Consider the following 25080-nt stretch of genomic DNA (forward strand, 5'->3'; position numbering starts at 1 on the left):
TTAAGGATCAGTTGAACGATCCTTGTACTATGAGAAAATCCGGAGCAGGTTCTGTTTCCGGATTTTTTTATGCAAATTTCTCAAGCGCTTGACCTTATCTCTCAATTCAATCTGGCCCATAATTCGTTACCTACGCTGGGGGACGTTCTTGACCCCGAAATTATTAGCCAATGTCTGGCTGAAACCGGAACTGTCACACTTCGTAAACGCCGATTATCGATGGATATGATGGTTTGGTGTGTCGTCGGTATGGCCCTTGAGCGCAAATATCCTTTGCATCAAATTGTTAATCGGCTCGATATTTTGTTGCCCGGCAACCGCCCATTCGTTGCACCAAGTGCGGTTATTCAAGCCCGTCAACGGCTTGGCAGTGAGTCTGTTAAGCGCGTTTTTGAGCAAACCAGCCAGTACTGGCAAAGCCAAACCACCCACCCACACTGGGCCGGATTGACATTATTCGCTGTCGATGGCGTCATCTGGCGAACGCCGGATACCCCTGAAAACAGTGAAGTTTTTTCCCGCACTTCCAATCAAAAAACGGTCTCTCTTTACCCACAGGTCAAAATGGTGTGTCAGATGGAGTTGACCAGCCATCTGGTGACTGCCGCCGCATTGGCTGTTACGTGACCTTGAAAGTCAGGCGAAGATGGTGAAACTGCCGACAAGGCGAGAAAGAAGCTATCCACGAGTGGTTAAAGAAAGACCAGAAAAATACCCAACAGCGGGACGTAAAAATGCCAGTCAGTTGCTTAACTGACTGGCATTAGGCATAACGGCCCTCTATTTTTTATCCTTACAATTGTTAACACCAGAGTAACTTCAGAGAGCAAGGTCTTTGCATGGCTTTACTTCGCAAACGTTTACTTTCCTGAAAGATGAATTTACCATTCCAGCATCAACGGCTAGTCACCGCCCGCTCAGGAGATTACATGTATTATCCACTTGTCAAAAAAGCACTTTTTCAGCTTGATCCAGAACGTGCACATGAACTCACTTTTCGCCAGTTAAAACGCGTTACTGGCACACCACTTCAATTCTTGATTCGCCAATCAGTGCCAACCAAACCCGTAAGCTGCATGGGGCTGTCATTCAAAAATCCATTAGGCTTAGCTGCGGGTTTGGATAAAGATGGCGAGTGTATTGATGCTCTGGGCGCGATGGGGTTTGGTTTTATTGAAGTTGGGACAGTAACACCACGGCCACAGTCTGGAAATGATAAACCGAGATTGTTTAGGGTCGTCGAGGCCGAAGGTTTGATCAACCGGATGGGATTTAATAATCACGGGGTTGATAACTTAATTGAAAACGTTAAGAAATCACATTTCGGCGGCATTTTAGGTATTAATATTGGCAAGAATAAAGATACGCCGGTAGAGCAAGGTAAAGAAGATTACTTGATTTGCATGGATAAAATTTATCCTTATGCCGGTTATATTGCGATTAATATATCATCGCCTAATACCCCAGGATTACGATCTTTGCAGTATGGTGAAGCACTGGATGATTTGTTGGCAGCAATTAAAAATAAACAAACTGAATTACATCAGCGGCATCATAAGTATGTTCCTGTCGCAGTTAAGATCGCGCCGGATCTTACAGAAGAAGAATTGATCCAAATAGCGGATAGTTTGGTTCGCCATAATATAGATGGTGTTATTGCTACTAATACAACCTTAGATCGTTCCCTCATTCAGGGTTTAAATTATTGCGAACAAGCCGGTGGATTAAGTGGCCGTCCATTGCAATTACGCAGTACTGAAGTAATTCGCCGTTTATCGCAAGAGCTACAAGGTCGGTTACCTATTATCGGCGTCGGTGGAATTGACTCGGTGATCGCTGCGCGGGAAAAAATGGCGGCGGGTGCTTCATTGATTCAAATTTATTCCGGATTTATCTTCCGTGGGCCAGGTTTGATTAAGAATATCATTACTCATATCTAATTATTTATCTTCTTTACTTGTCTGGGGGTTTATTTATTCCCCCAGCTCGTCTATATTTTATCCCTATAGATTAAATATACATCAAAAGCCTTATATGATTTAGTGCAATTAGATGGGCTAGAGCTCAGTTATTGAGTCAATAATGTTGGCGAGCGTGGCGGGAAGGATAAAATATGCGGATTAAACCAGACGATAAATGGCGTTGGTATTTTGATATCGAACATGACAGGCTCATGTTGGATTTAGCCAATGGGATGATATTTCGGTCGCGGTTCCCATCTAAGATGTTAACTCCTGACGCCTTTGGTGAATCTGCATTTTGCGTTGATGATGCCGCGCTTTATTTTGAATTCGAAGATCAATGCCGCCAAATTAAAATGGGCCATGAGCAACGTTCAGAATTAATATTAAATGCTTTGGTTGCATTTCGTTTTCTAAAACCATTAATGCCCAAAAGCTGGTATTTTGCACAACAGCCTAAAACGTGGGTGCCACAGAATGCTGCGCTGGCTACAGTAAAAGTATTGGATAGCAGTGAAGAGATTAGTTTGTTAGTGGTGGAGTCCGGTGACACCGCCAGTTTGTGTTTATTAGCGCAGCCCCAAGTTATATTAGCTGGGCGTCAGTTGGCATTGGGTGACGCGATAAAAATAATGAATGACCGTTTGTTACCATTAGTGATTCAAGAGGTTTACACCCCGACGGCCTATGACCGGGCAGTATAATCCGTCATACTTCAAGCTGCATGTGCGTTGGCTGTTCTCGTTACTCGGCCCGTCCATGGGCCTCGCTTCTGCGAGTCGCATTCAAAAATGCTCTAGACCGATTTGTATCTTATTTGCCGCTAAGAGTAATATTTCCTTTGGGTATGCAACTGCAACAAAGTATCGTCCCGTCATTGCCAATAGCACTTTGTTTTAACGGTGCGACATCACCATCGACTAAGGTAATTCTGCAACTACCACATATTCCTGCTCGGCAAGAGTAAGGGATACGGATATTTTGTTGTTCCAGTTGTTCCAATAATATCTGTTGATTATTACCGTTAAAGCGAATGCCATTATATTCAATGGATATGGCTTTGGATTGATCTTGCGGTGCGCTAAGGCTTTCAACTACCGCTCCAGCAGCATAGGGGCGCGGTGGCTTGGTTGACAGAATTTCTACTTCATCCCCAACTCGAATAATACCACTGTTGCGGGCCACCATATTTTGACCAAAATCGATATCACCATTCTCGGCGGTTCGGAATGTCTGTAGTGTTTGTAACGGCTCGCCTGTTGGATGCTTGCGACCGTGCTCAACACTGACGGTGGTTAATACGCAGCGGCTGCATGGCTTAACCAAATCAAAAGTAATATCGCCCACTCGGATAACCTGCCAACTGTCTTCAGCAAATGCACTCGCGCCGGTCACTACCAAATTGGGACGGAATTGTTCCAGTTTAATACTGCCGGGGCAGCGTTGCTGTAATGCTTTAAACGAGGCTTCATTAATCAGTAGATAAGGGAAGCCATCGGCAAATGACAGCGGAATTTCCGGCATGGGTTTTACCCGCCGGGTGAGTTCCGGCCCTAGCCAGCGTAATTGTACTTCTCGCTGAAAATAGCCGCTGAGCCAGTTGTTGATAGCCGCAGGGGCAATGAGCGCGGTAAAATGATTTCCCCAAACTTCAGTCGGTTCGGCATTGGCTAAAAAATCATTAAAGCGGATACTGGCACTCTCGCCATCGGGGGCCGTGAGATATAACCCGTCTGACATTAAGGCGGGGGTAAACATCACCATCTTTGGATATTGGCGCGCAGTAATAAAAGTGCCATCCGGTTCGGTAATCATAAATACGCGGTCAAAGGCCAATCCGCTGCTGCTGACTTGAGCATGAGAAAGCTGCAAACCACGCATGGATTTTACCGGATGAACATAGAGTCGGGAGAGGGTAATCACCATTGCCTCCGTGCGAGTATTAAATAAGAGGGAGCAACTTTATGACAAGCTGCTGGGATTAGCTATAATGCGCAACAATTTTCTTTTTGGTGATAGTGCGATATGAACTCTCTGTTTGCCAGCACGGCGCGTGGACTGGAAGAACTGTTAAAAAGCGAACTCGAAGCGCTGGGCGCTCACGACTGTAAAATAGTACAGGGTGGGGTACATTTTCAGGGCGACGATCGACTCATGTACCAAAGCCTGTTGTGGAGCCGCCTGGCTTCGCGCATTTTGTTACCGCTTAACGATTTTAAAGTTTACAGTGACTTAGACTTGTACCTTGGGGTTCAGGCGATTGATTGGCCATCAATTTTTGGTGTGGATAAAACCTTTGCCGTGCATTTTAGCGGTGTGAACGACGAAATCCGCAATAGTCAGTATGGGGCATTAAAAGTTAAAGATGCCATCGTCGATAGCTTTACTCGTAAACTGGATCAACGCCCAACCGTGGCTAAACAGCAGCCGGATATCCGGGTGAATGTGTTCCTGCAACGGGATATGGCCAGTGTCGCGCTGGATCTCAGCGGCGAAGGGCTGCATCAGCGCGGTTATCGTGATCTGACCGGTCAGGCACCGTTGAAAGAAAACCTGGCAGCGGCCATTATCCAACGTTCTGGCTGGCAGTCGGGCACCCCGATGGTCGATCCGATGTGTGGTTCTGGTACTTTGCTGATTGAAGCCGCCATGATGGCCTCTGATCGCGCCCCAGGGCTGCACCGAGCGCATTGGGGTTTTACCGCCTGGAATGCTTTTAACGAAGAACTGTGGCGTGAATTGACCACTGAAGCGCAAGTCCGAGCCAGTCATGGCTTGCAGGAGACGACCTCCCGCTTCTTTGGTTCTGATATTGACCGTCGCGTCATTGAGATGGCTCGGGCCAACGCTCGCCGCGCTGGGGTAGCAGAACTGATAACCTTCAATGCCAATGATGTCAGTAAGCTGGTGAATCCATTACCTGAAGGGCCTGTGGGGACGGTTATCAGTAACCCTCCTTATGGTGAGCGTATGGAAAGCGAACCGGCATTGATTGCGCTGCACAATATGCTGGGCCGCATCATGAAAAGCGCCTTCGGTGGCTGGCGTTTATCCCTGTTCAGTGCCTCGCCGGAACTGCTGAGTTGCTTGCAATTGCGCGCAGAACGCGAATTCAAAGCCAAAAATGGCCCATTGGATTGTGTGCAGAAAAACTACCAATTAGCCGCCAATCCACAGGGAGCTGCGGGTGTTCAGGTCGCTGAAGATTATGCCAACCGTCTGCGTAAGAATGTGAAAAAACTGGATAAATGGGCTAAACAGCAGGGCATTGAATGCTACCGCCTGTATGATGCCGATTTGCCGGATTATAACGTGGCCGTCGACCGCTATGGCAGCAAGGTCGTGGTGCAAGAATATGCGCCGCCAAAAACCATTGATGCGCAAAAAGCGCGTCAGCGGCTGTTTGATGTGATTAATGCGACTTTGGCGGTGCTGAATCTGCCCTCCAACCAGTTGGTGTTGAAAACACGTGAACGCCAGAAAGGCAAAAACCAATACGAGAAATTGGCGCAGAAAGGCGAGTTCCTGCTGGTGAGTGAATATAATGCCAAGCTATGGGTTAACCTGACTGATTACCTTGATACTGGCCTGTTCCTTGACCACCGTATTGCTCGTCAGATGCTGGGCAAAATGAGTCAGGGTAAAGATTTCCTTAACCTGTTTGCTTATACCGGTACTGCCAGTGTCCATGCTGGGCTGGGCGGTGCGCGCAGTACCACGACGGTTGATATGTCGCGGACTTATCTGGAGTGGGCTGAGAAGAACCTGCGGGCCAATGGTTTAACCGGTCAGCAACACCGCCTGATTCAGGCTGATTGCCTCTCTTGGCTGAGTAACACCGATGAGCAATTCGATGTGATCTTTATTGATCCACCGACGTTCTCCAACTCTAAGCGAATGGAGACCACCTTTGATGTTCAGCGCGATCATTTAGTGCTGATGAAAGAACTTAAACGGTTACTGCGCCGTAAGGGAACAATCATGTTCTCGAACAATAAGCGCGGTTTCCAGATGGATTTGGACGGGATAAAGGCGTTGGGATTGGAAGCGAAAGAAATCACCGCGCAAACACAATCTGAAGACTTTGCCCGCAATCGTCAAATCCACAACTGTTGGCTGGTTACCCACAGCCACGAGGAAAAGTAGAAACTATGTCGTTAATTAGCATGTCCGGTGCTTGGCTGTCGTTCAGCGATGCCCCTTTATTAGATAATACTGAATTGCATATTGAGCCAAACGAGCGTGTTTGTCTGGTGGGCCGTAATGGCGCGGGCAAATCTACCTTGCTGAAAATTCTGAGCAAAGAAATTGCATTGGATGATGGCCGGATCACTTATGAGCAGGATTTGATTGTCGCGCGTTTGCAACAAGATCCTCCGCGCAATGTAGCCGGAACCGTGTTTGATTTTGTTGCAGAAGGCGTACAAGAACAAGCCGAGCATCTGAAAGCCTATCATGCCACCTTGCATCAGGTTGAACTTGACCCGAGCGAAAAAAACCTTAATCGCCTGGCGGCATTGCAGGAAATTCTGGACCATCAGGGATTATGGCAATTAGACAGCCGTATTCAGGAAGTATTGGTTCAGTTGGGGTTATCAGCCGATGCGGAGCTTTCGTCTCTGTCGGGTGGTTGGTTGCGTAAAGCGGCATTAGGTCGCGCATTGGTGAGCTCACCAAAAGTGCTGCTGCTGGATGAACCGACTAACCATTTGGATATCGAAACTATTAACTGGCTGGAAGGTTTCCTGAAAGATTTCCAGGGCAGCATTGTCTTTATTTCCCATGACCGTTCCTTTATTCGCGCGATGGCAACACGTATTGTTGACCTGGACCGCGGTAAATTGGTGTCATGGCCGGGTAATTACGAACTGTATCTTGCCAGCAAAGAAGAAGCCTTGCGGGTTGAAGAGCTGCAAAATGCGGAATTTGACCGCAAATTAGCGCAAGAGGAAGTGTGGATTCGCCAAGGAATCAAAGCCCGACGTACCCGTAATGAGGGCCGTGTTCGCGCCCTGAAAGCGCTGCGGATGGAGCGTTCAGAGCGTCGTGAAGTGATGGGTACCGCCAAGATGCAAGTGGAAGAAACTGTGCGTTCGGGCAAAATTGTCTTTGATCTGGAAAATGTTAACTATCAGGTTGATGGCAAAGTGTTGGTGAAAGATTTCACCGCGCAAGTGCAACGTGGCGATAAAATTGCGCTGGTGGGGCCGAATGGCTGTGGTAAAACCACCTTACTGAAACTGATGCTCGGTCAGCTTAAAGCTGACAGCGGTAAAGTGCATTGCGGGACCAAACTGGAAGTGGCCTATTTTGACCAGCATCGTGCAGAACTTGATCCAGAGCGCACGGTGATGGATAACCTGGCCGAAGGTAAGCAGGAAGTGATGGTCAATGGCCGTTCACGCCATGTTCTGGGTTATCTGCAAGACTTCTTGTTCCACCCGAAACGCGCCATGACCCCAGTGAAAGCTTTGTCTGGTGGTGAGCGTAACCGCCTGTTATTGGCTAAATTATTCCTTAAGCCAAGCAACTTGCTGATCCTCGATGAACCGACCAACGATCTGGATGTGGAAACATTGGAGCTGTTGGAAGAAATGGTTGATAGCTATCAGGGCACCGTATTGCTGGTCAGCCATGACCGTCAATTCGTGGATAACTCAGTAACAGAGTGCTGGATTTTTGAAGGCAATGGTCAAATCAGCAGCTTTGTGGGCGGTTATTATGATGCTCACCAGCAGCGCGCTGAGGCCAAACCTATTCGTCAGGTTGCTGCTAAAGTTGAAGAAACCAAGGTGGCTGCGCCGGTGAAAAACAATGCCCCAGCAGCAAAACGCCCCGGCAAACTGAGCTATAACTTGCAGCGCGAGCTGGATCAGTTACCGCAGCAGCTAGAAAAACTGGAAAATGAAATCAGTAGCTTACAGGCCGAGGTCAGCCATGCAGATTTCTTCTCCCGTCCGCATGCAGAGACGCAACAGGTTTTGAAAGCACTGGCGGATGCTGAACAGGCATTGGAAGTTGCTTTCAGTCGTTGGGAAGAGCTGGAGGCTCAGAAAAACGGCTAAAAATGCTCTATCACCGTTCTGTCTAGTGACGTAATACTGTGCTTTGTGATGATATGGAGTCTATTGTTATATTGCGTCTCTCGATAGAACGGTATTCAGCTAGAAAGGCCAGCCGTGAGGAAATAGATATTGTGTTCTGTTATTGAGCCTGATCACGGCGAGCACTCCGGGCAAACAGGGAACGTCATCCTGTGCCGGCAGTGCGACATGTCAGTGGCCTTACCCCCTTTGCCATACGGCACCAAAGCGGTATGTCCGCGCTGTAAAACCACACTGACTGCGCGGTGGGATGAACCACGTAAGCGCCCGGTGGGTTATGCTATCAGCGCATTGTTTATGTTATTGCTGGCCAATATGTTTCCCTTCGTCAACATGCGTGTGGCGGGGATCACCAGCGAAATAACGTTGATCCAAATACCTAAAGTGATGGTGGCAGATAACTATGCCAGCATGGCAACGTTATTTATGGTTTTGGTTCAATTGATACCGGCTTTCTGCATGGTGGCTATCATCCTGCTTTGTCTGCGGGTGCGCATGCCGCACCGGTGGAAGGCATTGATGGCAAAAGCATTATTCCAATTTAAAACCTGGTGCATGGTGGAGATTTTCCTCGCCGGTGTGCTGGTCAGTTTTGTTAAACTGATGGCCTATGGTGAAATCGGCATCGGCAGCAGCTTTGTCCCTTATTGTTTATTCTGTTTGTTACAAGTGCGCGCTTTCCAATGTGTTGACCGCCATTGGATGTGGCAAGATATTGCCCCCGCACCGGCGTTACCTCACCCACTTATTGTAGGCCGAACGGGCTTACGCCAAGGTCTGCGTTCTTGCTCGTGCTGCACTGCAATCTTGCCGCAAGCTCAGGTGGAATGCCCGCGTTGTCATACTCATGGTTATATCCGTCGCCGCAATAGCTTACAGTGGACAATGGCATTATTAGTCACGTCTATCTTGTTGTATATTCCAGCCAACTTAATGCCCATTATGATCACCGAAAGTTTGGGAAACCAGATGAACTCCACCATCATGGCGGGGGTGGTTTTCTTGTGGAGCGAAGGTTCATATCCAGTGGCGCTGGTGATTTTTATTGCCAGTATTATGGTGCCATCATTAAAAATGTTGGCGATCGGTTGGTTATGTTGGGATGCAAAAGGCAAAGGTAATACCGACACCGAACGGATGCATTTTATTTATGAAGTAGTGGAGTTTGTTGGCCGCTGGTCAATGATTGATGTCTTTGTTATCGCGGTGCTGTCGTCATTGGTGCGTATCGGGCAACTGATGAGTATCTATCCGGCGATTGGTGCACTGCTATTTGCCATGGTGGTTATCCTGACCATGTTTGCTGCATTAACTTTCGATCCGCGTTTAACTTGGGATCGGATAAGTGAAACAACCCAAAAGGAGCCGCAAGGTGACGGACAATAATCCCAGCCAGGGTGTGGCGGAAATTGAAAAAATCAAGCGCTGGTCCCCGGTGTGGATCATCCCCATTGTCACGGTACTGATTGGCGCATGGATACTGTTTTATCATTTTAGCCATCAGGGGCCACAGGTGGTCATGACCACTTTGAATGCTGAAGGTATTGAAGCCGGTAAAACAAAAATAAAGAGCCGCAGCGTGGATGTTGGCATTGTTGAGCAGGTCACTCTGAGTGAAGATCTCAACCATGTTATCGTGCAGGCGCGGTTGAATTCCGGCATGAATACCTTGTTGCACAGTGACACGGTTTTCTGGGTGGTCAAGCCGCAAATTGGTCGTGAGGGGGTTTCCGGCCTGGGAACTTTGCTTTCAGGGGCCTACATTGAGCTACAACCCGGTAGCAAAGGTAAGGCACTCAATGAGTTCACTTTGCTCGATTCCCCACCGCTAGCCTCTCCGGATGCTAAAGGGATTCGTATTACACTCGATAGCGAACAAGCCGGGCAGTTGAATGCTGGTGATCCGGTGTTATTCCGTGGCTATCGCGTCGGTTCCGTGGAAACCAGCACCTTTGATGCTAAATCACGCCTGATGCGTTATCAGTTATTTATTGGCGCGCCTTATGACGGTTTGGTCACCAGCAATGTCCGGTTCTGGAAAGACAGTGGCGTAGCGGTCGACCTCTCCTCACAGGGAATGCGGGTTGAAATGGCCTCACTGGCGACTTTGTTCAGTGGCGGTGTCAGCTTCGATGTGCCAGAGGGCGTGGATTTGGGTAAACCAATCACACAAGATAAGGCCGAGTTCAAACTGTTTGATAACCGCAGCAGCATTCAAAACTCGCTGTACACCGAACATGAAGATTTCTTGCTGTTCTTCTCCGATTCGGTGCGAGGTTTGCAGGCGGGAGCACCGGTTGAGTTCCGCGGCATTCGTGTAGGTACCGTCGGGGATGTGCCTTTCTTCGCCGAAGGAATGAGACAGCGCGTTGATAATGACTTCCGTATTCCGGTGCTAATCCGCATTGAGCCAGGCCGTTTCCGCGAGGACTTAGGCCCGGATGCCAATTTTGAACAAATATTGAAAACCGCCAAAGAACGCGGTCTGCGTGCATCTTTGAAATCGGGCAACTTGTTGACCGGCGCACTGTTTGTTGATCTGGATTTCTATCCAGATGCCAAACCGTGGAAAGGGCCGCTGGAAGTGGCGGGCTATCCATTGTTGCCAACGGTCAGTGGTGGCTTGGCGCAAATTCAGCAAAAAGTGATGCAAACGTTGGATAAGATTAATAATCTGCCGTTGGATCCAATGGTCAAAGAAGTCACCAAAACACTGGCTGAAAGCCAGAAAACCATGCGTGAAACTCAGAAAACCTTGGAAGCATTGACCGCGATCACCTCCAGCCCGGCGATGCAAGATCTGCCAAAAGATCTGCAAAAGACCTTGAATGAGTTGAATCGCAGTATGAAAGGTTTCCAGCCAGGTTCACCAGCCTACAATAAAATGGTCGGTGATATGCAGCGGTTAGATCAGGTCTTGCGTGAATTACAACCAGTATTGCGGACGCTGAATGAAAAGAGTAATGCATTGGTATTTGAAGCGGCAGGAAGTCAGGACCCTCAGCCTAAGAAGGCCAAAAAATGATGAAATGGATGGCAGTTATCGCAGCGCTATTACTCAGTGCATGCAGCAGCACACCGAGCAAAACCTATTATCAGCTACCGGCACTCAGTGCGCCTGCAACCGCGACTAGCAGTGTGGCATCACGGCAACTGTGGGTTGAACATGTGGGAGTCGCGGATTATCTGGCGGCGGCGGGTGTGGTGTATCAAACCAACGATGTGCAGTATGTGATTGCCAGCAACAACCTTTGGGCGAGCCCATTGGACCAGCAATTGCAGCAAACTCTGGTCACTAATCTGAGTAATGCACTGCCGGGCTGGTTGGTTTCTTCACAACCACTTGATAGCTCACAGGATGTCCTCAATGTTACTGTCACCGGGTTCCACGGCCGCTATGATGGCCGAGCTATCATCCGTGGCGTGTGGATACTCAAACATCAGGGGCAGTTGATTAAGCAGCCGTTTGATTTAGAGCTTAAACAGAGTGACGATGGTTATGATGCGCTGATCCGTACTTTGGCCGAGGGTTGGCAGCAGGAAGCCAAGGCAATTGCGGCGCAGTTACAAAACGCTCAGTAATATTTTATCTTAAATTAATCTAACCCTCTTTCGGTTGCCATACTTATATGACGCCGAAAGAGGGTTTTTTTATGTAAAATCAATAAGATAATATTCATCATTCCAAATCAATCACTTAGCCCATTCAGTGTGCATAGTTCACAAATATGACATTGGCGTGAATTTTGCGCATTGCTTTTCTGTTTCCTTAGGTCTATCACTTAATTGTGGCTGAACATAAAGTAGCCACTGTTTTCTTTCCACCAGACCGAAATATGAGGGAAACGAGGCATGAAGAGACAGAAAAGAGATCGCTTGGAAAGGGCATTGTCACGAGGCTATCAAGCAGGTATTTCAGGGCGTTCAAGGGAAATTTGCCCCTATCAAGCTTTGGACGCCAGATCGCATTGGTTAGGAGGTTGGCGACAAGCCATGGAGGACAGGGCTGTGACCGCTTAAGCGGCTCTCTGTCAGATGAAAGGATAACCCCCGCAATGCGGGGGTTTTCAATGACGTTGAGTAATACTCTTTGTTTTGGCACCGCAGCTTTGTTGGCTGCTCTCGCGCACTCGGCTATTCAGCCCAGCGCTTGAGCAAGATACTGGCATTCACGCCACCAAAACCAAAACCATTTGACAGTGCATAGGTGATTTTATGGGATTGTGCTTTACCTGCAATTACATTCAACCCTTTGGCGGCTGGATCCAGATTTTCGAGGTTCAACGTCGCTGGCACGATTTGATCACGTAATGCCAGCACGGTGAAGATAGTTTCCAACCCGCCAGCAGCACCCAGTAAGTGGCCAGTGGCCGATTTTGTTGAGGTTACCGCTAGCGTATTACCCTCGCCAAACAAGTGCTTAATGGCATTAATTTCACCCAAATCACCCACTGGCGTTGAGGTTGCATGAGCATTGAGATGCTGAACCTGCGCAGGAGTTATTCCCGCCTGACGTAATGCAATTTTCATTGCACGATATGCCCCGTCACCGTCTTCCGCGCCCGAGGTCATATGGTAGGCATCGGCACTGGTGCCGTAGCCGACAATCTCTGCTAATGGTTTTGCGCCCCGCGCCAGAGCATGTTCCAGCTCTTCAATAACCAGCAAACCGGAACCTTCACCCATCACAAAACCATCCCGGGCACTGTCGAATGGCCGAGAGGCTTTTTCGGGCGCATCATTAGAGCCGGTTGATAATGCGCGTGCGGCCGCAAAGCCCGCCAGGCTGACTTTATCAATCGCGGCTTCAGCGCCACCACACAAAGCAATATCAGCTTCATCATTGCGGATCAAACGCACCGCATCGCCGATCGCCTGAACGCCAGCGGCACAAGCCGTGACTGGCGCACCAATCGGCCCTTTGAAATGATGTTTGATGGAGACATGACCGGCGGCCAGATTCACCAGGAATGAGGGCACGGTGAAAGGGGATAGGCGCTTTGGCCCACGGCTATCCGTGGTGCGCACCGCATTGGCGATGGAGGGAAAACCACCAATACCCGAACCAATGATGGTCGCGGTGCGTTCTTGTTTTTCTTCATTATCGGCTTGCCAGCCAGCGTGGGCAATAGCTTCATCTGCCGCGGCCATAGCAAATTCAATAAAGCGATCCATTTTCTTTTGATCTTTCGGCGCAACAGCTTTGTCAGGATCAAAGCCAGCTTCAGGATCGTCTGCAATTGTGGGGACTTGCCCACCAATTTTTGCCGGTAAATCATCTACAATTTCGTCTGGTAGAACACGGATACCCGATTGCCCTGCCAACAAACGCTGCCACACAGCATCGATACCGCAGCCTAATGGGGAAACCACACCCATTCCTGTAATTACTACACGGCGCATATTCATTATTTTTCCTTTGGAGACTCAATTGAATGGGGGGAATGCCTGGCACTGGCTAAGTTTTTCTCACGCATCAATGCCAACCGTTTATTAATTATATCGCTCCTGACCGAACCTGCCGCGAGGGTGACGTCCTCTGCACGGATAGGTCGTTGGGTAGCATTGTCCAGTAATATGGGTTCGACAGGGGCACCGCTACGGCGATCTGTGAGTATGGCTGCGGGGCCATTCGGCGCAAAATGTTGATTACCCCAATGAAACAAAGCAGCTATCACCGGGAAGAAATCATTACCACGTTCAGTCAATAAGTATTCATAGCGGGCGGGGCGAGAATGATAAAGCCGTTTCTGCAAGATGCCACTTTCCACCAAATACTTTAGACGGCGGGTGAGAATAGTGGGTGAAAGCTGCAAACTTTGCTGAAATTCATCAAACCGTGTTAATCCCTGAAAAGCATCACGGATGATCAGTATGCTCCACCATTCGCCTACCCGTTCGAGAGAACGCGCCACCGGGCAGGGCATATCTTGAAAGTGAGTTCTTTGCATATCACTCCTCGGATGATTTTTGTGGGCAGAGAGAACGGTTGCCAAAGCTAAATATTTTCAGTAACTACATTTATTGTAGTTACTGGTGTTTAAAAAAATGCCATTGGCATCATAACCATTGGCATCATAAGAAGTGTGCAGGGGATTAACAGCCCCTGCACCAGAAATATTAGAAAGCAGCAGTGTCTTTAAACAGGCCAACTTTCAGGTCGGTGGCGGTATAAATGACTTTGCCATCAACTAATACTTCACCATCAGCCACACCCATAATCAGTTTACGCATAATAATGCGTTTAAAATTAATACGATATGTCACTTTCTTAGCATCTGGCAGAACTTGCCCGGTAAATTTCACTTCACCGACACCGAGTGCGCGGCCTTTGCCTTCGCCACCCAACCAGCCAAGATAGAAACCAACCAATTGCCACATCGCATCAAGGCCCAGGCAACCAGGCATTACCGGGTCACCAATAAAGTGGCAACCGAAGAACCATAGGTCCGGATTAATATCCAGTTCCGCTTCCACATAACCTTTGCCATAGGTGCCGCCGTCTTCTGTCATTTTGACGACACGGTCCATCATTAACATATTGCCTGCTGGCAATGGTGGACCGCCAGCGCCAAACAGCTCGCCACGGCCTGATGCTTCAAGGTCTTCTTTTGTATAGGATTCGCGTTTATCTACCATGTTCTCAGTAAGCCTTATTTTAATGAAGTGCGTACAATAGCGTACACCTGTACGCTGAACAAGTCCGATCAGCCCTGGTTAAACCAGTTCAGCCAGCGTAATGGCCATGGCCAACGGTGTCTGTCTTGCGGATTGACTTGTGAGATTCGCTCTTGAATTATACCCAATAAGCTAGGTTGTTGCTCATCGGCATAAACCACACCGGTTAACAACGGTAATGCCTCTGCGGCGGTATCAACAGCCCATAAATGGAACTGGCCTTGCTGCACGGCATCAATCACCGCTTGATTCAAGCATAAATGACGGACATTAGTGGCAGGTAAAATAACCCCCTGATTGCCCGTTAGCCCGCGGCGCTGACAAGCTTCGAAGAAACCTTCGATCTTTTCATTCACACCACCAATAGGCTGCACATTACCAAATTGGTCAACAGAACCTGTGACGGCGATTTGCTGATTGATTGGCTGCTGTGAAAGGGCGCTGATCAGCGCGCAAAGTTCTGCCAGTGAAGCACTGTCGCCGTCAACCTCGCCATAAGATTGCTCGAAAACAATCGAGGCAGAGAAGGGCAGCGGCTGATCAAGCTCCAGTTCTGAAATCAAGAACGCCTGCATAATCATCATGCCTTTAGCATGAATATTACCGCCTAACTCAGCTTTACGTTCCACATCAACAAATTCGCCATCACCTAAATGGACCACACAACTGATACGCGCGGGTTCACCAAAGGCGTAAGGATGGCCTGGATATTCCAATACTGACAGGCCATTAATCTGGCCGACAACCTGACCTTCGGTTTCAATCAGAATTTGTCCCAACTCTATTTCATCTTGCATCCGTTCAGCGAGGTAACTATTACGCCAATCGCGGGCGTTCAGCGCAACTTCTAGCGTATTGGCTGTGATGGTGTCCTCTTCGGCATAGAGTGCGGCCTCTGCCAGTTGGCTAGTCAGCCATTGCGGGCATAACGGCAGGCTTCCTTGATCACCGCTGTAACGCACCGCCTGACGGAATAGTACCGGCCAGGCATCAGCAGATAACGAAGGCAACTGTTTCTGTTGCAAAAGTGAATTAATATAGCCGCACCACAATGTCATGCCATCAATATCGACCAGCGGCAACTCGACTTCGAACTCGCCATAAATAGCCAATTCACCCAGTTCAGGTTCCATATCGTGGAAATCAGCCAAACCAAGACGATCGCCCACCAGAATCAAGCGCAGATCCAGTGGCATTGAGGGGATATGTACCGGCAGAGGACGGGTTTCATCAGGCGACAGCCAGTCAAAGCGCTGTTGAGCTATCATCTGTTTCAGGCGCAGCCACATCAAAGGTTGAGCTTGTAATGCCCGTACCGACAAGATCAATACACCGCCATTAGCTTGATGCACTAAGCCGGGTTGTAGATTTATTTGATCTTTATGCCATCTGACACAACCAAACAGTTGTTCGGGTTCGACCCATTCTTGGTAGAGACAGCGCGAAACCGCCGCAAATGGCTCGTCACCGCGTTGAGCTGGTTGCCAACTGACCTGGTGTCCATGCACGAGGTAGTCTCCGCCAAACAGGGCTGAAGCATCAGGTTGGAGCTCTTTAACAGCTTGAGCGATCAATGCCAGATATTCAGTACTTTCCTGTGCTTTGATCAACATAAAACGCGGACGTGACTGTGGATGACAGAATAACGTCATGCCATTTTCGAGCCGCGGTTGAATCGCCGAAAAAGAAACAGGCTCCAACTGGGAGGCTGTAGCAAATAACGCTTCATATGGCGCTGTGTTCGGCAGCAGCGACTGCCATTCAAGTCTGTTATTGGTCAAAGTGATAGATGCAATCGTCAAAAAGGGAAAGGGCGATTATACAAGAATAAAGCAGGCTGCATATATGTAGAGTAGCAGTTGGTGGCAAGGAGTAGGATATCGGCAGTATTCCGTACAAAAAACAATCTAATCATGTGCTTTTAGTAGGGTGAAATTCTGCGTAAAACTGTTATGCTTAAGTTAAGTTACACGGTCACTAAAGAGCTATCTATGAAATATCAGCAACTGGAAAATCTGGAAAGCGGTTGGAAGTGGGCCTATTTGGTTAAAAAACACCGTGAAGGTGAAGCCATTACCCGCCATATAGAAAACAGTGCGGCTCAGGATGCGGTAGAGCAGTTGATGAAGCTGGAAAGTGAACCTGTGAAAGTGTTGGAGTGGATTGATGTTCACATGAATGTGCAATTGGCTAACAGGATGAAGCAGACTATCCGGGCCAGGCGTAAGCGGCATTTTAATGCGGAGCATCAACATACCCGCAAGAAATCAATCGATCTGGAGTTTTTGGTGTGGCAACGTTTGGCGGCCTTAGCAAGGCGTAGAGGCAATACTCTGTCAGAGACTGTTGTTCAGTTAATTGAAGATGCCGAACGTAAAGAGAAATATAAAAGCCAGATGTCATCTTTGAAACAGGACTTACAGGATATTCTCAGTAAAGACATTTGATATGAATGGGTATAAATCAATACTAACGCCGCTAAAATACTACAATTAAGAAAACAGGATATAACTCGATTTTTCTTAATTGCATGATAAAAAAAACCCCGCAATGCGGGGTTTTTTACGAAAGCAGTAAACTTAAGCCTGTGGCTGAGTTACAACTTCTTTGTAGCCTTTAACTTCGATCTCTACGCGACGATCTGGTGCAAGGCACTCAATCAGAGCAGCACGTGGTTTCACGTTGTCACAGGTGTTGCCTGTAACTGGGTTTGCTTGGCCTTCACCGCGAGCGGTGATTTTGTCAGCAGGGATACCTTTAGAAACCAGGTAATCACGCACGCTGTCAGCACGACGCTGAGACAGAGCTAAGTTAGGAGCTGGTTGACCAATACGGTCAGCGAAGCCCAGAACAACTACAGAACCGTCTTTAGGATCGATAGAGCTCAGCTGTGAATACAGTTGATCCAGAGCTTGCTGGCCTTCTGCTTTCAGAGTTGACTTGTTGAAAGCGAACAGCACGTCTGATTTCAGAGTGAAACGCTTAGTGTCAACAACTGGAGCTGGTGCTGGTGCTGGAGCGATTGGAGCTACAGCATCTTCCTGACCGAAACGGTAAGAAACACCTACGCTCAGCATGCCGTTGTCTGGACGAGCACCAACGGTAGCTTTATCACCGATGTTGCTAACCCATTGGTATTCCATACGGGTTGCCCAGTTCTTAGTCCATGCGTATTCAGCACCCAGAGCTACCAATGGAGAAACACCGGTGTCATGAGCACTATAACGTGCGCCATCAATAGAACCATCGGTATCTGCACGCCATACCATACCACCCAGACGAGTGTACAGGTCCAGATCTTGAGCTACTGGATAGCTCAGTTTAGCAGCCAATTGGACGCCTTGAGCTTTGAATGCGCCATTGTTAGTGTCGCCTTTGTAAGGCATACGGCCAAGCCAGTCGTATCCCATTTCAAAGCCGAGGTATTGGTTTGCTTGGTAACCCAAGAACGCACCAGCACCTACTTGGTCTTTATGAGTAGGACCGTCATTGTTAATGATGGAACCTGTGTCTTGGAACTGAGACCAACCCAGTTTACCACCGGTGTACCAGGTGTTATCTTTCGGTGCGGCTTGCGCTACTGTAGCGAAACCAGCCAGTGCCACTGCTAATGCGATAGCTGTCTTTTTCATTTTACGCCTCGTTATCATCCAAATAGGCAATGAGCTTTAAAAGCTAAGCCCTTGGTTAAAATTCTTCGTCAAGGTTTTAACGCTCCCGTTAATTACGCTGCCAGTATAATTTGGCGTTTTAGAGCAACCTTGGCGATGTAAAGTCTACAACGTGGCGAGAAAGTTACAAGTGTGATGTGATATTCTGACTGAAAAAAAACCGAAATTGTGCATAATCTTTAACGATTTAGCCGTAAAAAGGCTCTTTTTGTAGACGTTATTTTCTGCTGTAAGCCGCATTCTGACTCGCTTTATGTCGATTTATCAGGAGTAATCCCTAAATATTGTAATAATTCATGGGATAAATCCTAAATTTACTTAATGATACAAAGAAGAATGAATTTTTAACGTTGCGCACTGTCCTTGAGCGAGTTTTGTGTCATCTAAAGGACGCATAACAAACCCATAAGCATTCCCTAACTTTGCGGCCAAACGCAATCTGATGCGGTCATTTTCTGACAACTCGGGTAGCCAACCAAGAACGACACTGTAGTTTCCTGTTAGTAACGCTTTTTCCATCGCATCAACAGTTGATAATGGATTAATTTGCCTCGCCTGAACGACCTTAGTTATTGGTAGCCCCGATTGCTGAAGCCATAAACGGCTCAATTTCTGTTGTGGCGTTAGCCATAGGAGCCATCGAGATTGTTTACCGAGCTGTTGTAATAAAGGAAGCAATAATTGCGCTACAGTAGGCTGGTTTTCACTGTACACAAGTTCACTGATAAGGCCACTATCCGTTTGAGTATCAACTCGTTGCGGTGCATCACGGGTAACAAGAGAATGATGATTAGCATTATAAGGTTTTAGTGATTGAGTACGCATTATGAACCTCGCCTGTAGTGTGCTGTATGCATATACAGTAGTCACTGTTTGTTCGAAGATCAACTAAATTTTTACAAGATGCTTCGCATTATTGTGATGAAAATACATGAAAACCGATTTTGTGTTTGGCTCTGTTATCCATATTGCGTATTTTCTAATTAGTTGTTCCTCTTACACTTATTACAACTGGATAGGGACGTTGGATCGGATTTTTACTAAAGGAGTAGTGATGAAAAACATATCAGAGAATAAGATAAGACAAGCACAGAATCGCTTTGATTTTTTAGGGGAAATTACAGCTCGCTCACAATTTGGCGGTTATGGGTTGCTAGCCAATGGCATTATGTTTTCAGTGGTTTCGGAGGGCGAGCTATATTTACGTGCGAATGACAGGGTTGAAAATTTATTCCGCGCCAGAGACATGACCAATCTTGTTTATGCCAAACGTGGGCTTCCTATTTTATTGCGTTATTATTGGGTGGACTCTCTCTTATGGGATGATGACCTCGCACTACGTCATTTTGTAAAACAGGCCTATCAAGGGGCTAAATCTGAAGTTTTAAGCAAAAAATGCCCGCCAGTTCGTTTGAAAGACTTACCTAACCTCAGTGCCAGCCTCGAACGACTATTATGGAAAGTCGGTATTAAGAGTGTGGCGGAGTTGAGGCTTGAAGGTGCTAAGCGCTGCTATTTGAAGTTGCGTACCTTAAAGTGTTCACTTGGCGTGAATGTTTTATTGGCTCTTGCCGGGGCGATCAGTGGCCATCACTATGCTGTGCTACCCCTCATAATGCGCAGTGAACTTATTGAATGGTTTGAAATGCATATTCGTACTGTCGGTGTTGCACAATATGAAACAGTATAAAGAAAGGGCCATCGATAGAAACTGGCCCAAGGTTCAATTAGCCAGTGTGGCTGATACGTTTATTGAGCTCACTGAGTTCAGGTAATAGTTCAAGCAATAAGCCAATCTGTTGTAATACCAATTGATCTTTGCTCTCCGGCTCAGGATTACAGCTCTGTAGCCGGGTTGATAAGCCTGCTAACACTTGCGCCATTTTTGTACTGTCGGGTTGTTCTTGCTCAAGTGTACCTTCAACATAACAAATAGCATCGTTGAGCAACCTCAGGGTGGTGGTATTGGTCAGCTTTTCACGATGAGCGCCCAGCGCAGATATATAACTCAGCATGGTGTGGTTGAGGCAAAGTAAACGGAATGCGGCTTCCTGAGTTTCTTTGTTGTTCTTAGGCTCTGCTGACATATTTGAAATGACGGAGGCCAATTCGGCATCGCAATTATGGGCATCTCGGCGGGCGATACGATAAGGCAAGCTATTATCTTTACCTTGATAATATTGCACTAAGATAGCATCCAGATAACGGCAGTTCGCATTAAGTGTTCTACGAACCACTGCGGGAAGTTGGCGGAATTTCCAGTCTGGCCAGATAAAACTCACCGCGACCCAGGCAATTGCGCAACCGAGTAGGGTGTCAAACACGCGGGGTGCAGCAACCTCAAATCCTTCTCCGAGCAAGTTAAAACACAACAAAACCAGCAACGTAATGAACATGGTCGCATGGGCATACTGAACATTGCGGAAAGCAAAAAACAGCACGCCGGTAATGACAATCAGGATTAACTGACCCTCAATGGAAGGGACAAAATAAAGGATTGGCAGCCCGATAAGGATACCCGCCAAGGTGCCAATGATACGCAGTGCCAGGCGGCGCCTGGTTGCATTGTAGTTGGGTTGGCAGACAAAAAGGCTGGTCAGTAAAATCCAATAACCGTGTCGCATTCCGGTCAGTTGAATAAATGCATAACCCACGCAGAGTACCACTGACATGCGGACAGCATGGCGGAAAAGCGCGGATTGTGGGGTCAGATGGCGGCTGATACGCAATTTTATATCGCTCCATCCGGTGATGCGGTCATCAGATAAGCTGCTTTCAGGTTGCGGGCCTTCAGCGAGGACTTGCTCTGATTCAATCCCTGCTAATTGGGCATCAATGGCCCGCAGGTTTTTGAGCAAATGGGAAAGCGCTTTAACTTGCGGCACATGCTCATTTTGGGCTAATTCTCTGGCCAGGGCTGCATCCAGAAAGGTAAACGCCCGTTCGAAACGCGGGTCATGCTGATATTTCTGTCTCATTAGAATTGATTGCGACAGTTGTACACAAGCTCGGGCTTGCATGCTCAGCAGACGTTGAAAGCGGAATAACACGTCACTGTAGCGGAATTTTTCGCGCAATATTTGATATTGAACATGGGATGAACTGGCGCGTTCATGAATATCTTGCGCCACAAAATAATAGTGGAGGGTTCGTCGTGTTTCGCGCTGGCCGCGATCGCCTTTCAGCCGCGTAACCAGTGAGGTTTTGGCTTGATTCAGCATCGAGACTAATGTGCTATTGGCCATTGCAACGTCAATAAGCGGCTGATTAACCTCAGATTCAATATCAGGATCAAATAGATTGGCTTTTGCTTCCAGGTATTGAGCCAGATGTTGATAGCAGCGGGCCAAATTATCCTGTAAGGGGCGGATAGGAAAAATAAGGTGCCCACATAGGGTCAGCACGTTATACCAGACGGCACCGAGTATCAGTAGCAAAGGTTGCTGATACCAAATATGGTACATCGAAGTGCCCAACATGGTGTAGATAGCAATTAACAAGGCACCAAAGGCGATAGTGGCATAACGTTGGCCTAAGGCGCCCAGCAAGATAAAGCCACAAGTTGAAAAAGTCAGGCCAAGGGCAAAGAGCCAAGGATAAGGAAATAACAGCTCAATAGAGGCTGATGCGATAAAAAAGCAAATCAGTGTGATGAATAGATTGCGCAACCGCCCAGCCAAGCGGTCATCAAGATCAGTTAATGCTGCGGCCACGACACCGAGAGTTAGAGGGATTGTCAGTTTGGGCTGCTCAATCCACCAGGGAACCGCCGTTACACCCACCAACGCGATAAAGATACGAACATGATAAAGCAGGCTGCTATTGTAAATATAACGGCGTAAACCAGTGACGAAAGTGAGCACAAAAAACCTCTAAAAACAGAAAATTCAGCGTTGCTGATACTGGCGTTGAGCATTAGCCATTCTTGCCTGTTGCGCCATTTCGACAGAAACGACACGGCGTCCTACTGGCCATAACGCGATAGCGGCAATCTTAAAATTGGCAATTCCGACGGGAATACCAATTATGGTGATACATTGCACAATCCCGGTGGCAATATGTGATAAACATAGCCACCAACCAAATAAAATAAACCAAACGATATTCAGTAAAGAACCGCCGGCGGATAACAGAGGATTACTTTTTTCTGGGTATAATTCATTGACATGGATCGCCTCATTGCCATAAGGGAGAAATGATAACTTGGTAATTTCCCAGCAAGAGCGAGTTAATGGTAAGGTGAAAATCAGCATGACACTGACCACGGTGGCCAATAGCCAGCCCAATGTGGTGAAGAAACCACCTAAAACAAAATTAAGAATATTCAATACAGTACGCATAGTGATTAATCTACCTGGCTGAATAAAAACCGCAATGCGGGTGAGTGATAACTGGCGTTAGCTATTCTATACGCATAGCGCCGGTTAGTTTCCTTTGTTAACTATCGGATACCTGTTGTTTAAACTCAATTATTTTATTTACACTCCATCATGTTATTTCAATTCACTTAATACGAGTAATGGCGCGCAGATATGGAACTTAAAGCGACATCTTTTGGCAAGCATCTGGCTCAGCATCCCTATAACCGGGTTCGCTTGCTGAATGCGGGCATCGAAGTCTGCGGTGATAAACATCAATACCTGATTCCTTTCAACCAGTTGGTTAACATTCAATGTAAGCGCGGTATTGTCTGGGGCGAGATGGAGTTTGAATTGCCTAGCCAACAAGTTGTGCGTTTGCATGGCACCGAATGGCAGGAAACTCAACGTTTCTATCATCATTTATTGGGCATCTGGCAGCAATGGAGTGAGGAGATGAGCCTGGTTTGTGTTGAGGTTTTACATAAACAAGTTGAATTGATTAAGCGAATTGAGCAGCAGGATAAATGGTTTAAACGCAGTGAGTTAAGCCAGGTACAGGCGTCTATTCGCGAAGCTTTCACGTCATTGCCGATACCGGTTCAGCGTTTAACCGAGTTTGATTCTTGCCGCGCCGATTATGAGCTTTGTTTGCGCTGGCTGGATCAGGGTAACCGCAGTGTTGATCGTCGCAATCAGCAATGGACTCATCGCATGCTGGAGGAACATCAAGATTTCTTCCAGAGCGTAGAAACTTCTCCCCTCAATGAGTCGCAAAGCCGGGCGGTCGTCAACGGAGAGGATTCAGTATTGGTGCTGGCCGGTGCTGGCAGCGGTAAAACCTCGGTGCTGGTTGCACGAGCGGGTTGGTTACTGCGCCGCAATGAAGCGCTGCCGGAGCAAATTTTACTCCTCGCTTTTGGCCGCCAGGCGGCTGATGAAATGAACAGTCGCATCAAGCAACGGCTTGGTGTGGATGATATTCAAGCCAAAACTTTCCATGCACTTGCGTTGCAGATAATCCAGCAAGGTAGTCGTAAAACGCCAGTGATAAGTCAACTTGAATCTGACAGCCAAGCCAGGCGGTCGCTGTTGATCAAACATTGGCAACAGCAGTGCAGTGAAAAAAAGGCGCAGGCTAAAGGGTGGCGAGAATGGCTAACGGGTGAGTTGGAGTGGGAAGTCGATGACGGCGAATTTTGGCGTGATTCGCGGCTTGCAGCTCGACTTGCTGGGCGGCTTGAACGTTGGTTAGGGTTGATGCGGATGCATGGCGGTAGTCAGGCCGAAATGATTGAGCAGGCTGATGAAGAAGTGCGAGACCTCTTCCAAAAACGTATACGACTAATGGCACCGTTACTGAAAGCATGGAAAACGGCGCTGAAAGAAGAGGGGACAGTTGATTTCTCCGGGCTGATTCATCAGGCCGTCAACTTGCTGAAAAAAGGGCGATTTGTTAGCCCGTGGAAGCATATATTAGTCGATGAGTTTCAGGATATTTCGCCACAGCGCGCCATGTTATTGACTGCTTTGCGTAAACAAAATAAGCAAACTTGTCTGTTTGCGGTTGGGGATGATTGGCAGGCTATTTATCGGTTCAGCGGCGCAGAACTTTCTCTCACCACTGCTTTTAGCCAGAATTTTGGTGAAGGCGCTGAGTGCGCATTGGATACTACCTATCGTTTTAATGACAGGATTGGTGAAATTGCTAACCGGTTTATTCAGCAGAATCCATACCAATTGAAAAAGCCACTGAACAGCTTGAGTAAAGGTAATAAAAAGTCAGTGACTATTTTACCGAATGAACAGCTCGAAGCGCTATTGGATAAGCTAAGTGGTTTTGTTAAGGATGATGAGCGCATTCTTATTTTGGCCCGTTACCACCATTTGCGGCCAGTAATTTTGCAAAAAGTGGCGACCCGCTGGCCGAAGTTAACCATTGATTTTATGACAATTCATGCCAGTAAAGGTCAACAAGCAGATTATGTGATTATTGTTGGTTTACATGATGGGAGTGATGGTTTCCCGGCTGCGACGCGCGAGTCAATTTTGGAGGATGTGTTGCTACCGGCCCCTGAAAATTTCCCTGATGCGGAAGAACGGCGTTTGCTGTATGTCGCTATGACGCGAGCAAAACATCAGGTTTGGCTACTGCAAGATACGGCTAACCCCTCTATTTTTGTTAATCAACTTAGTGAGTTAGGGGTATCAACTCAGCGCAAACCCTAGAATGTCATTGCATGAAAAATTCACATGTGCAGTTTTTTGTTAAAAATAAAGCCCGGGGGTAATCCCCTAAATAATTCGA

At 47.6% G+C, this 25080-nt stretch carries 20 protein-coding genes and 1 pseudogene; 12 read left to right on the forward strand and 9 right to left on the reverse strand.

Features of this window, described 5'->3' with window-relative positions:
* Nucleotides 1-51: 51 nt before the first annotated feature.
* The 3 genes and pseudogenes from FTA91_RS13700 to FTA91_RS13710 form a co-directional block, all read left to right on the forward strand.
* Nucleotides 52-612: pseudogene (locus FTA91_RS13700) on the forward strand (IS4 family transposase); the annotation flags it as partial.
* 317 nt (nucleotides 613-929) lie between these two features.
* Nucleotides 930-1940, forward strand: coding sequence for a quinone-dependent dihydroorotate dehydrogenase (gene pyrD, locus FTA91_RS13705; protein ID WP_145536185.1), 1011 nt, complete (start codon nucleotides 930-932; stop codon nucleotides 1938-1940).
* Nucleotides 1941-2113: 173 nt separating this feature from the next.
* Nucleotides 2114-2665: a cell division protein ZapC gene (locus FTA91_RS13710; RefSeq protein WP_050115686.1), complete on the forward strand. Its 552-nt coding sequence runs from the start codon at nucleotides 2114-2116 to the stop codon at nucleotides 2663-2665.
* A 109-nt stretch (nucleotides 2666-2774) separates the two neighbouring features.
* Here FTA91_RS13710 and FTA91_RS13715 read toward each other — a convergent pair whose 3' ends face one another.
* Nucleotides 2775-3887: a YcbX family protein gene (locus FTA91_RS13715; protein ID WP_145536186.1), complete on the reverse strand. Its 1113-nt coding sequence runs from the start codon at nucleotides 3885-3887 to the stop codon at nucleotides 2775-2777.
* A gap of 99 nt (nucleotides 3888-3986) precedes the next feature.
* Here FTA91_RS13715 and rlmKL point away from each other — a divergent pair, with 99 nt between their 5' ends.
* The 6 genes from rlmKL (at nucleotide 3987) to rmf (ending at nucleotide 12085) form a co-directional block, all read left to right on the forward strand.
* Entirely contained in the window at nucleotides 3987-6107 is a 2121-nt protein-coding gene (gene rlmKL / locus FTA91_RS13720; protein ID WP_050115687.1) for a bifunctional 23S rRNA (guanine(2069)-N(7))-methyltransferase RlmK/23S rRNA (guanine(2445)-N(2))-methyltransferase RlmL, read from the forward strand.
* 5 nt (nucleotides 6108-6112) lie between these two features.
* The gene (locus tag FTA91_RS13725) at nucleotides 6113-8026 is read left to right on the forward strand and encodes an ABC transporter ATP-binding protein (RefSeq protein ID WP_050115688.1); all 1914 of its coding nucleotides are present in this window, start codon (nucleotides 6113-6115) and stop codon (nucleotides 8024-8026) included.
* Nucleotides 8027-8155: 129 nt separating this feature from the next.
* On the forward strand, nucleotides 8156-9451 hold the full coding sequence (gene pqiA, locus FTA91_RS13730; RefSeq protein ID WP_072082687.1) for a membrane integrity-associated transporter subunit PqiA: 1296 nt from the start codon (nucleotides 8156-8158) through the stop codon (nucleotides 9449-9451).
* Entirely contained in the window at nucleotides 9438-11090 is a 1653-nt protein-coding gene (pqiB, locus tag FTA91_RS13735; RefSeq protein WP_174634641.1) for an intermembrane transport protein PqiB, read from the forward strand. The genes pqiA and pqiB overlap by 14 nt, the downstream gene beginning before the upstream one ends.
* Complete coding sequence (gene pqiC, locus FTA91_RS13740) at nucleotides 11087-11647, forward strand: membrane integrity-associated transporter subunit PqiC (protein WP_050115691.1); 561 nt, start codon at nucleotides 11087-11089, stop codon at nucleotides 11645-11647. Before pqiB ends, pqiC begins: the two co-directional genes overlap by 4 nt.
* Before the next feature lie 270 nt (nucleotides 11648-11917).
* Nucleotides 11918-12085, forward strand: a complete 168-nt coding sequence (gene rmf, locus FTA91_RS13745) for a ribosome modulation factor (RefSeq protein WP_005170911.1) — start codon at nucleotides 11918-11920, stop codon at nucleotides 12083-12085.
* 114 nt (nucleotides 12086-12199) lie between these two features.
* Here the strand turns inward: rmf and fabF are convergent, their stop codons facing one another.
* The 4 genes from fabF to FTA91_RS13765 form a co-directional block, all read right to left on the reverse strand.
* Nucleotides 12200-13474: a beta-ketoacyl-ACP synthase II gene (gene fabF / locus FTA91_RS13750; protein WP_145536187.1), complete on the reverse strand. Its 1275-nt coding sequence runs from the start codon at nucleotides 13472-13474 to the stop codon at nucleotides 12200-12202.
* Entirely contained in the window at nucleotides 13474-14016 is a 543-nt protein-coding gene (locus tag FTA91_RS13755) for a winged helix-turn-helix transcriptional regulator (RefSeq protein WP_050115693.1), read from the reverse strand. The genes fabF and FTA91_RS13755 overlap by 1 nt, the downstream gene beginning before the upstream one ends.
* Nucleotides 14017-14185: 169 nt before the next feature.
* The gene (gene fabA / locus FTA91_RS13760) at nucleotides 14186-14704 is read right to left on the reverse strand and encodes a bifunctional 3-hydroxydecanoyl-ACP dehydratase/trans-2-decenoyl-ACP isomerase (protein ID WP_004873784.1); all 519 of its coding nucleotides are present in this window, start codon (nucleotides 14702-14704) and stop codon (nucleotides 14186-14188) included.
* Between the two features lie 68 nt (nucleotides 14705-14772).
* The gene (locus tag FTA91_RS13765; RefSeq protein ID WP_050115694.1) at nucleotides 14773-16524 is read right to left on the reverse strand and encodes an AAA family ATPase; all 1752 of its coding nucleotides are present in this window, start codon (nucleotides 16522-16524) and stop codon (nucleotides 14773-14775) included.
* A 210-nt stretch (nucleotides 16525-16734) separates the two neighbouring features.
* Here FTA91_RS13765 and matP point away from each other — a divergent pair, with 210 nt between their 5' ends.
* On the forward strand, nucleotides 16735-17190 hold the full coding sequence (gene matP / locus FTA91_RS13770; RefSeq protein WP_050115695.1) for a macrodomain Ter protein MatP: 456 nt from the start codon (nucleotides 16735-16737) through the stop codon (nucleotides 17188-17190).
* A 132-nt stretch (nucleotides 17191-17322) separates the two neighbouring features.
* On the opposite strand, the gene ompA is transcribed toward matP, so the two are convergent.
* The gene (gene ompA / locus FTA91_RS13775; RefSeq protein ID WP_050115696.1) at nucleotides 17323-18375 is read right to left on the reverse strand and encodes a porin OmpA; all 1053 of its coding nucleotides are present in this window, start codon (nucleotides 18373-18375) and stop codon (nucleotides 17323-17325) included.
* 357 nt (nucleotides 18376-18732) lie between these two features.
* Nucleotides 18733-19239 carry an SOS-induced cell division inhibitor SulA gene (gene sulA / locus FTA91_RS13780; RefSeq protein ID WP_050115697.1) on the reverse strand — a complete coding sequence of 169 codons (507 nt, stop codon included), beginning with the start codon at nucleotides 19237-19239 and terminating at the stop codon, nucleotides 18733-18735.
* Nucleotides 19240-19468: 229 nt separating this feature from the next.
* On the opposite strand from sulA, the gene FTA91_RS13785 reads away from it, so the two are divergent.
* Nucleotides 19469-20104: a TfoX/Sxy family DNA transformation protein gene (locus tag FTA91_RS13785; protein ID WP_145536229.1), complete on the forward strand. Its 636-nt coding sequence runs from the start codon at nucleotides 19469-19471 to the stop codon at nucleotides 20102-20104.
* Between the two features lie 37 nt (nucleotides 20105-20141).
* Here FTA91_RS13785 and yccS read toward each other — a convergent pair whose 3' ends face one another.
* Complete coding sequence (gene yccS, locus FTA91_RS13790; RefSeq protein WP_050115699.1) at nucleotides 20142-22277, reverse strand: YccS family putative transporter; 2136 nt, start codon at nucleotides 22275-22277, stop codon at nucleotides 20142-20144.
* Nucleotides 22278-22301: 24 nt separating this feature from the next.
* Nucleotides 22302-22754, reverse strand: coding sequence for a YccF domain-containing protein (locus tag FTA91_RS13795; protein WP_004389618.1), 453 nt, complete (start codon nucleotides 22752-22754; stop codon nucleotides 22302-22304).
* Nucleotides 22755-22946: 192 nt separating this feature from the next.
* Here FTA91_RS13795 and helD point away from each other — a divergent pair, with 192 nt between their 5' ends.
* Nucleotides 22947-25001 (forward strand): DNA helicase IV, encoded by a 2055-nt coding sequence (helD, locus tag FTA91_RS13800; protein WP_145583502.1) that lies wholly within the window; start codon nucleotides 22947-22949, stop codon nucleotides 24999-25001.
* Nucleotides 25002-25080: the final 79 nt, after the last annotated feature.

This window comes from Yersinia thracica, assembly GCF_902170565.1.
GTDB lineage: Bacteria > Pseudomonadota > Gammaproteobacteria > Enterobacterales > Enterobacteriaceae > Yersinia > Yersinia thracica.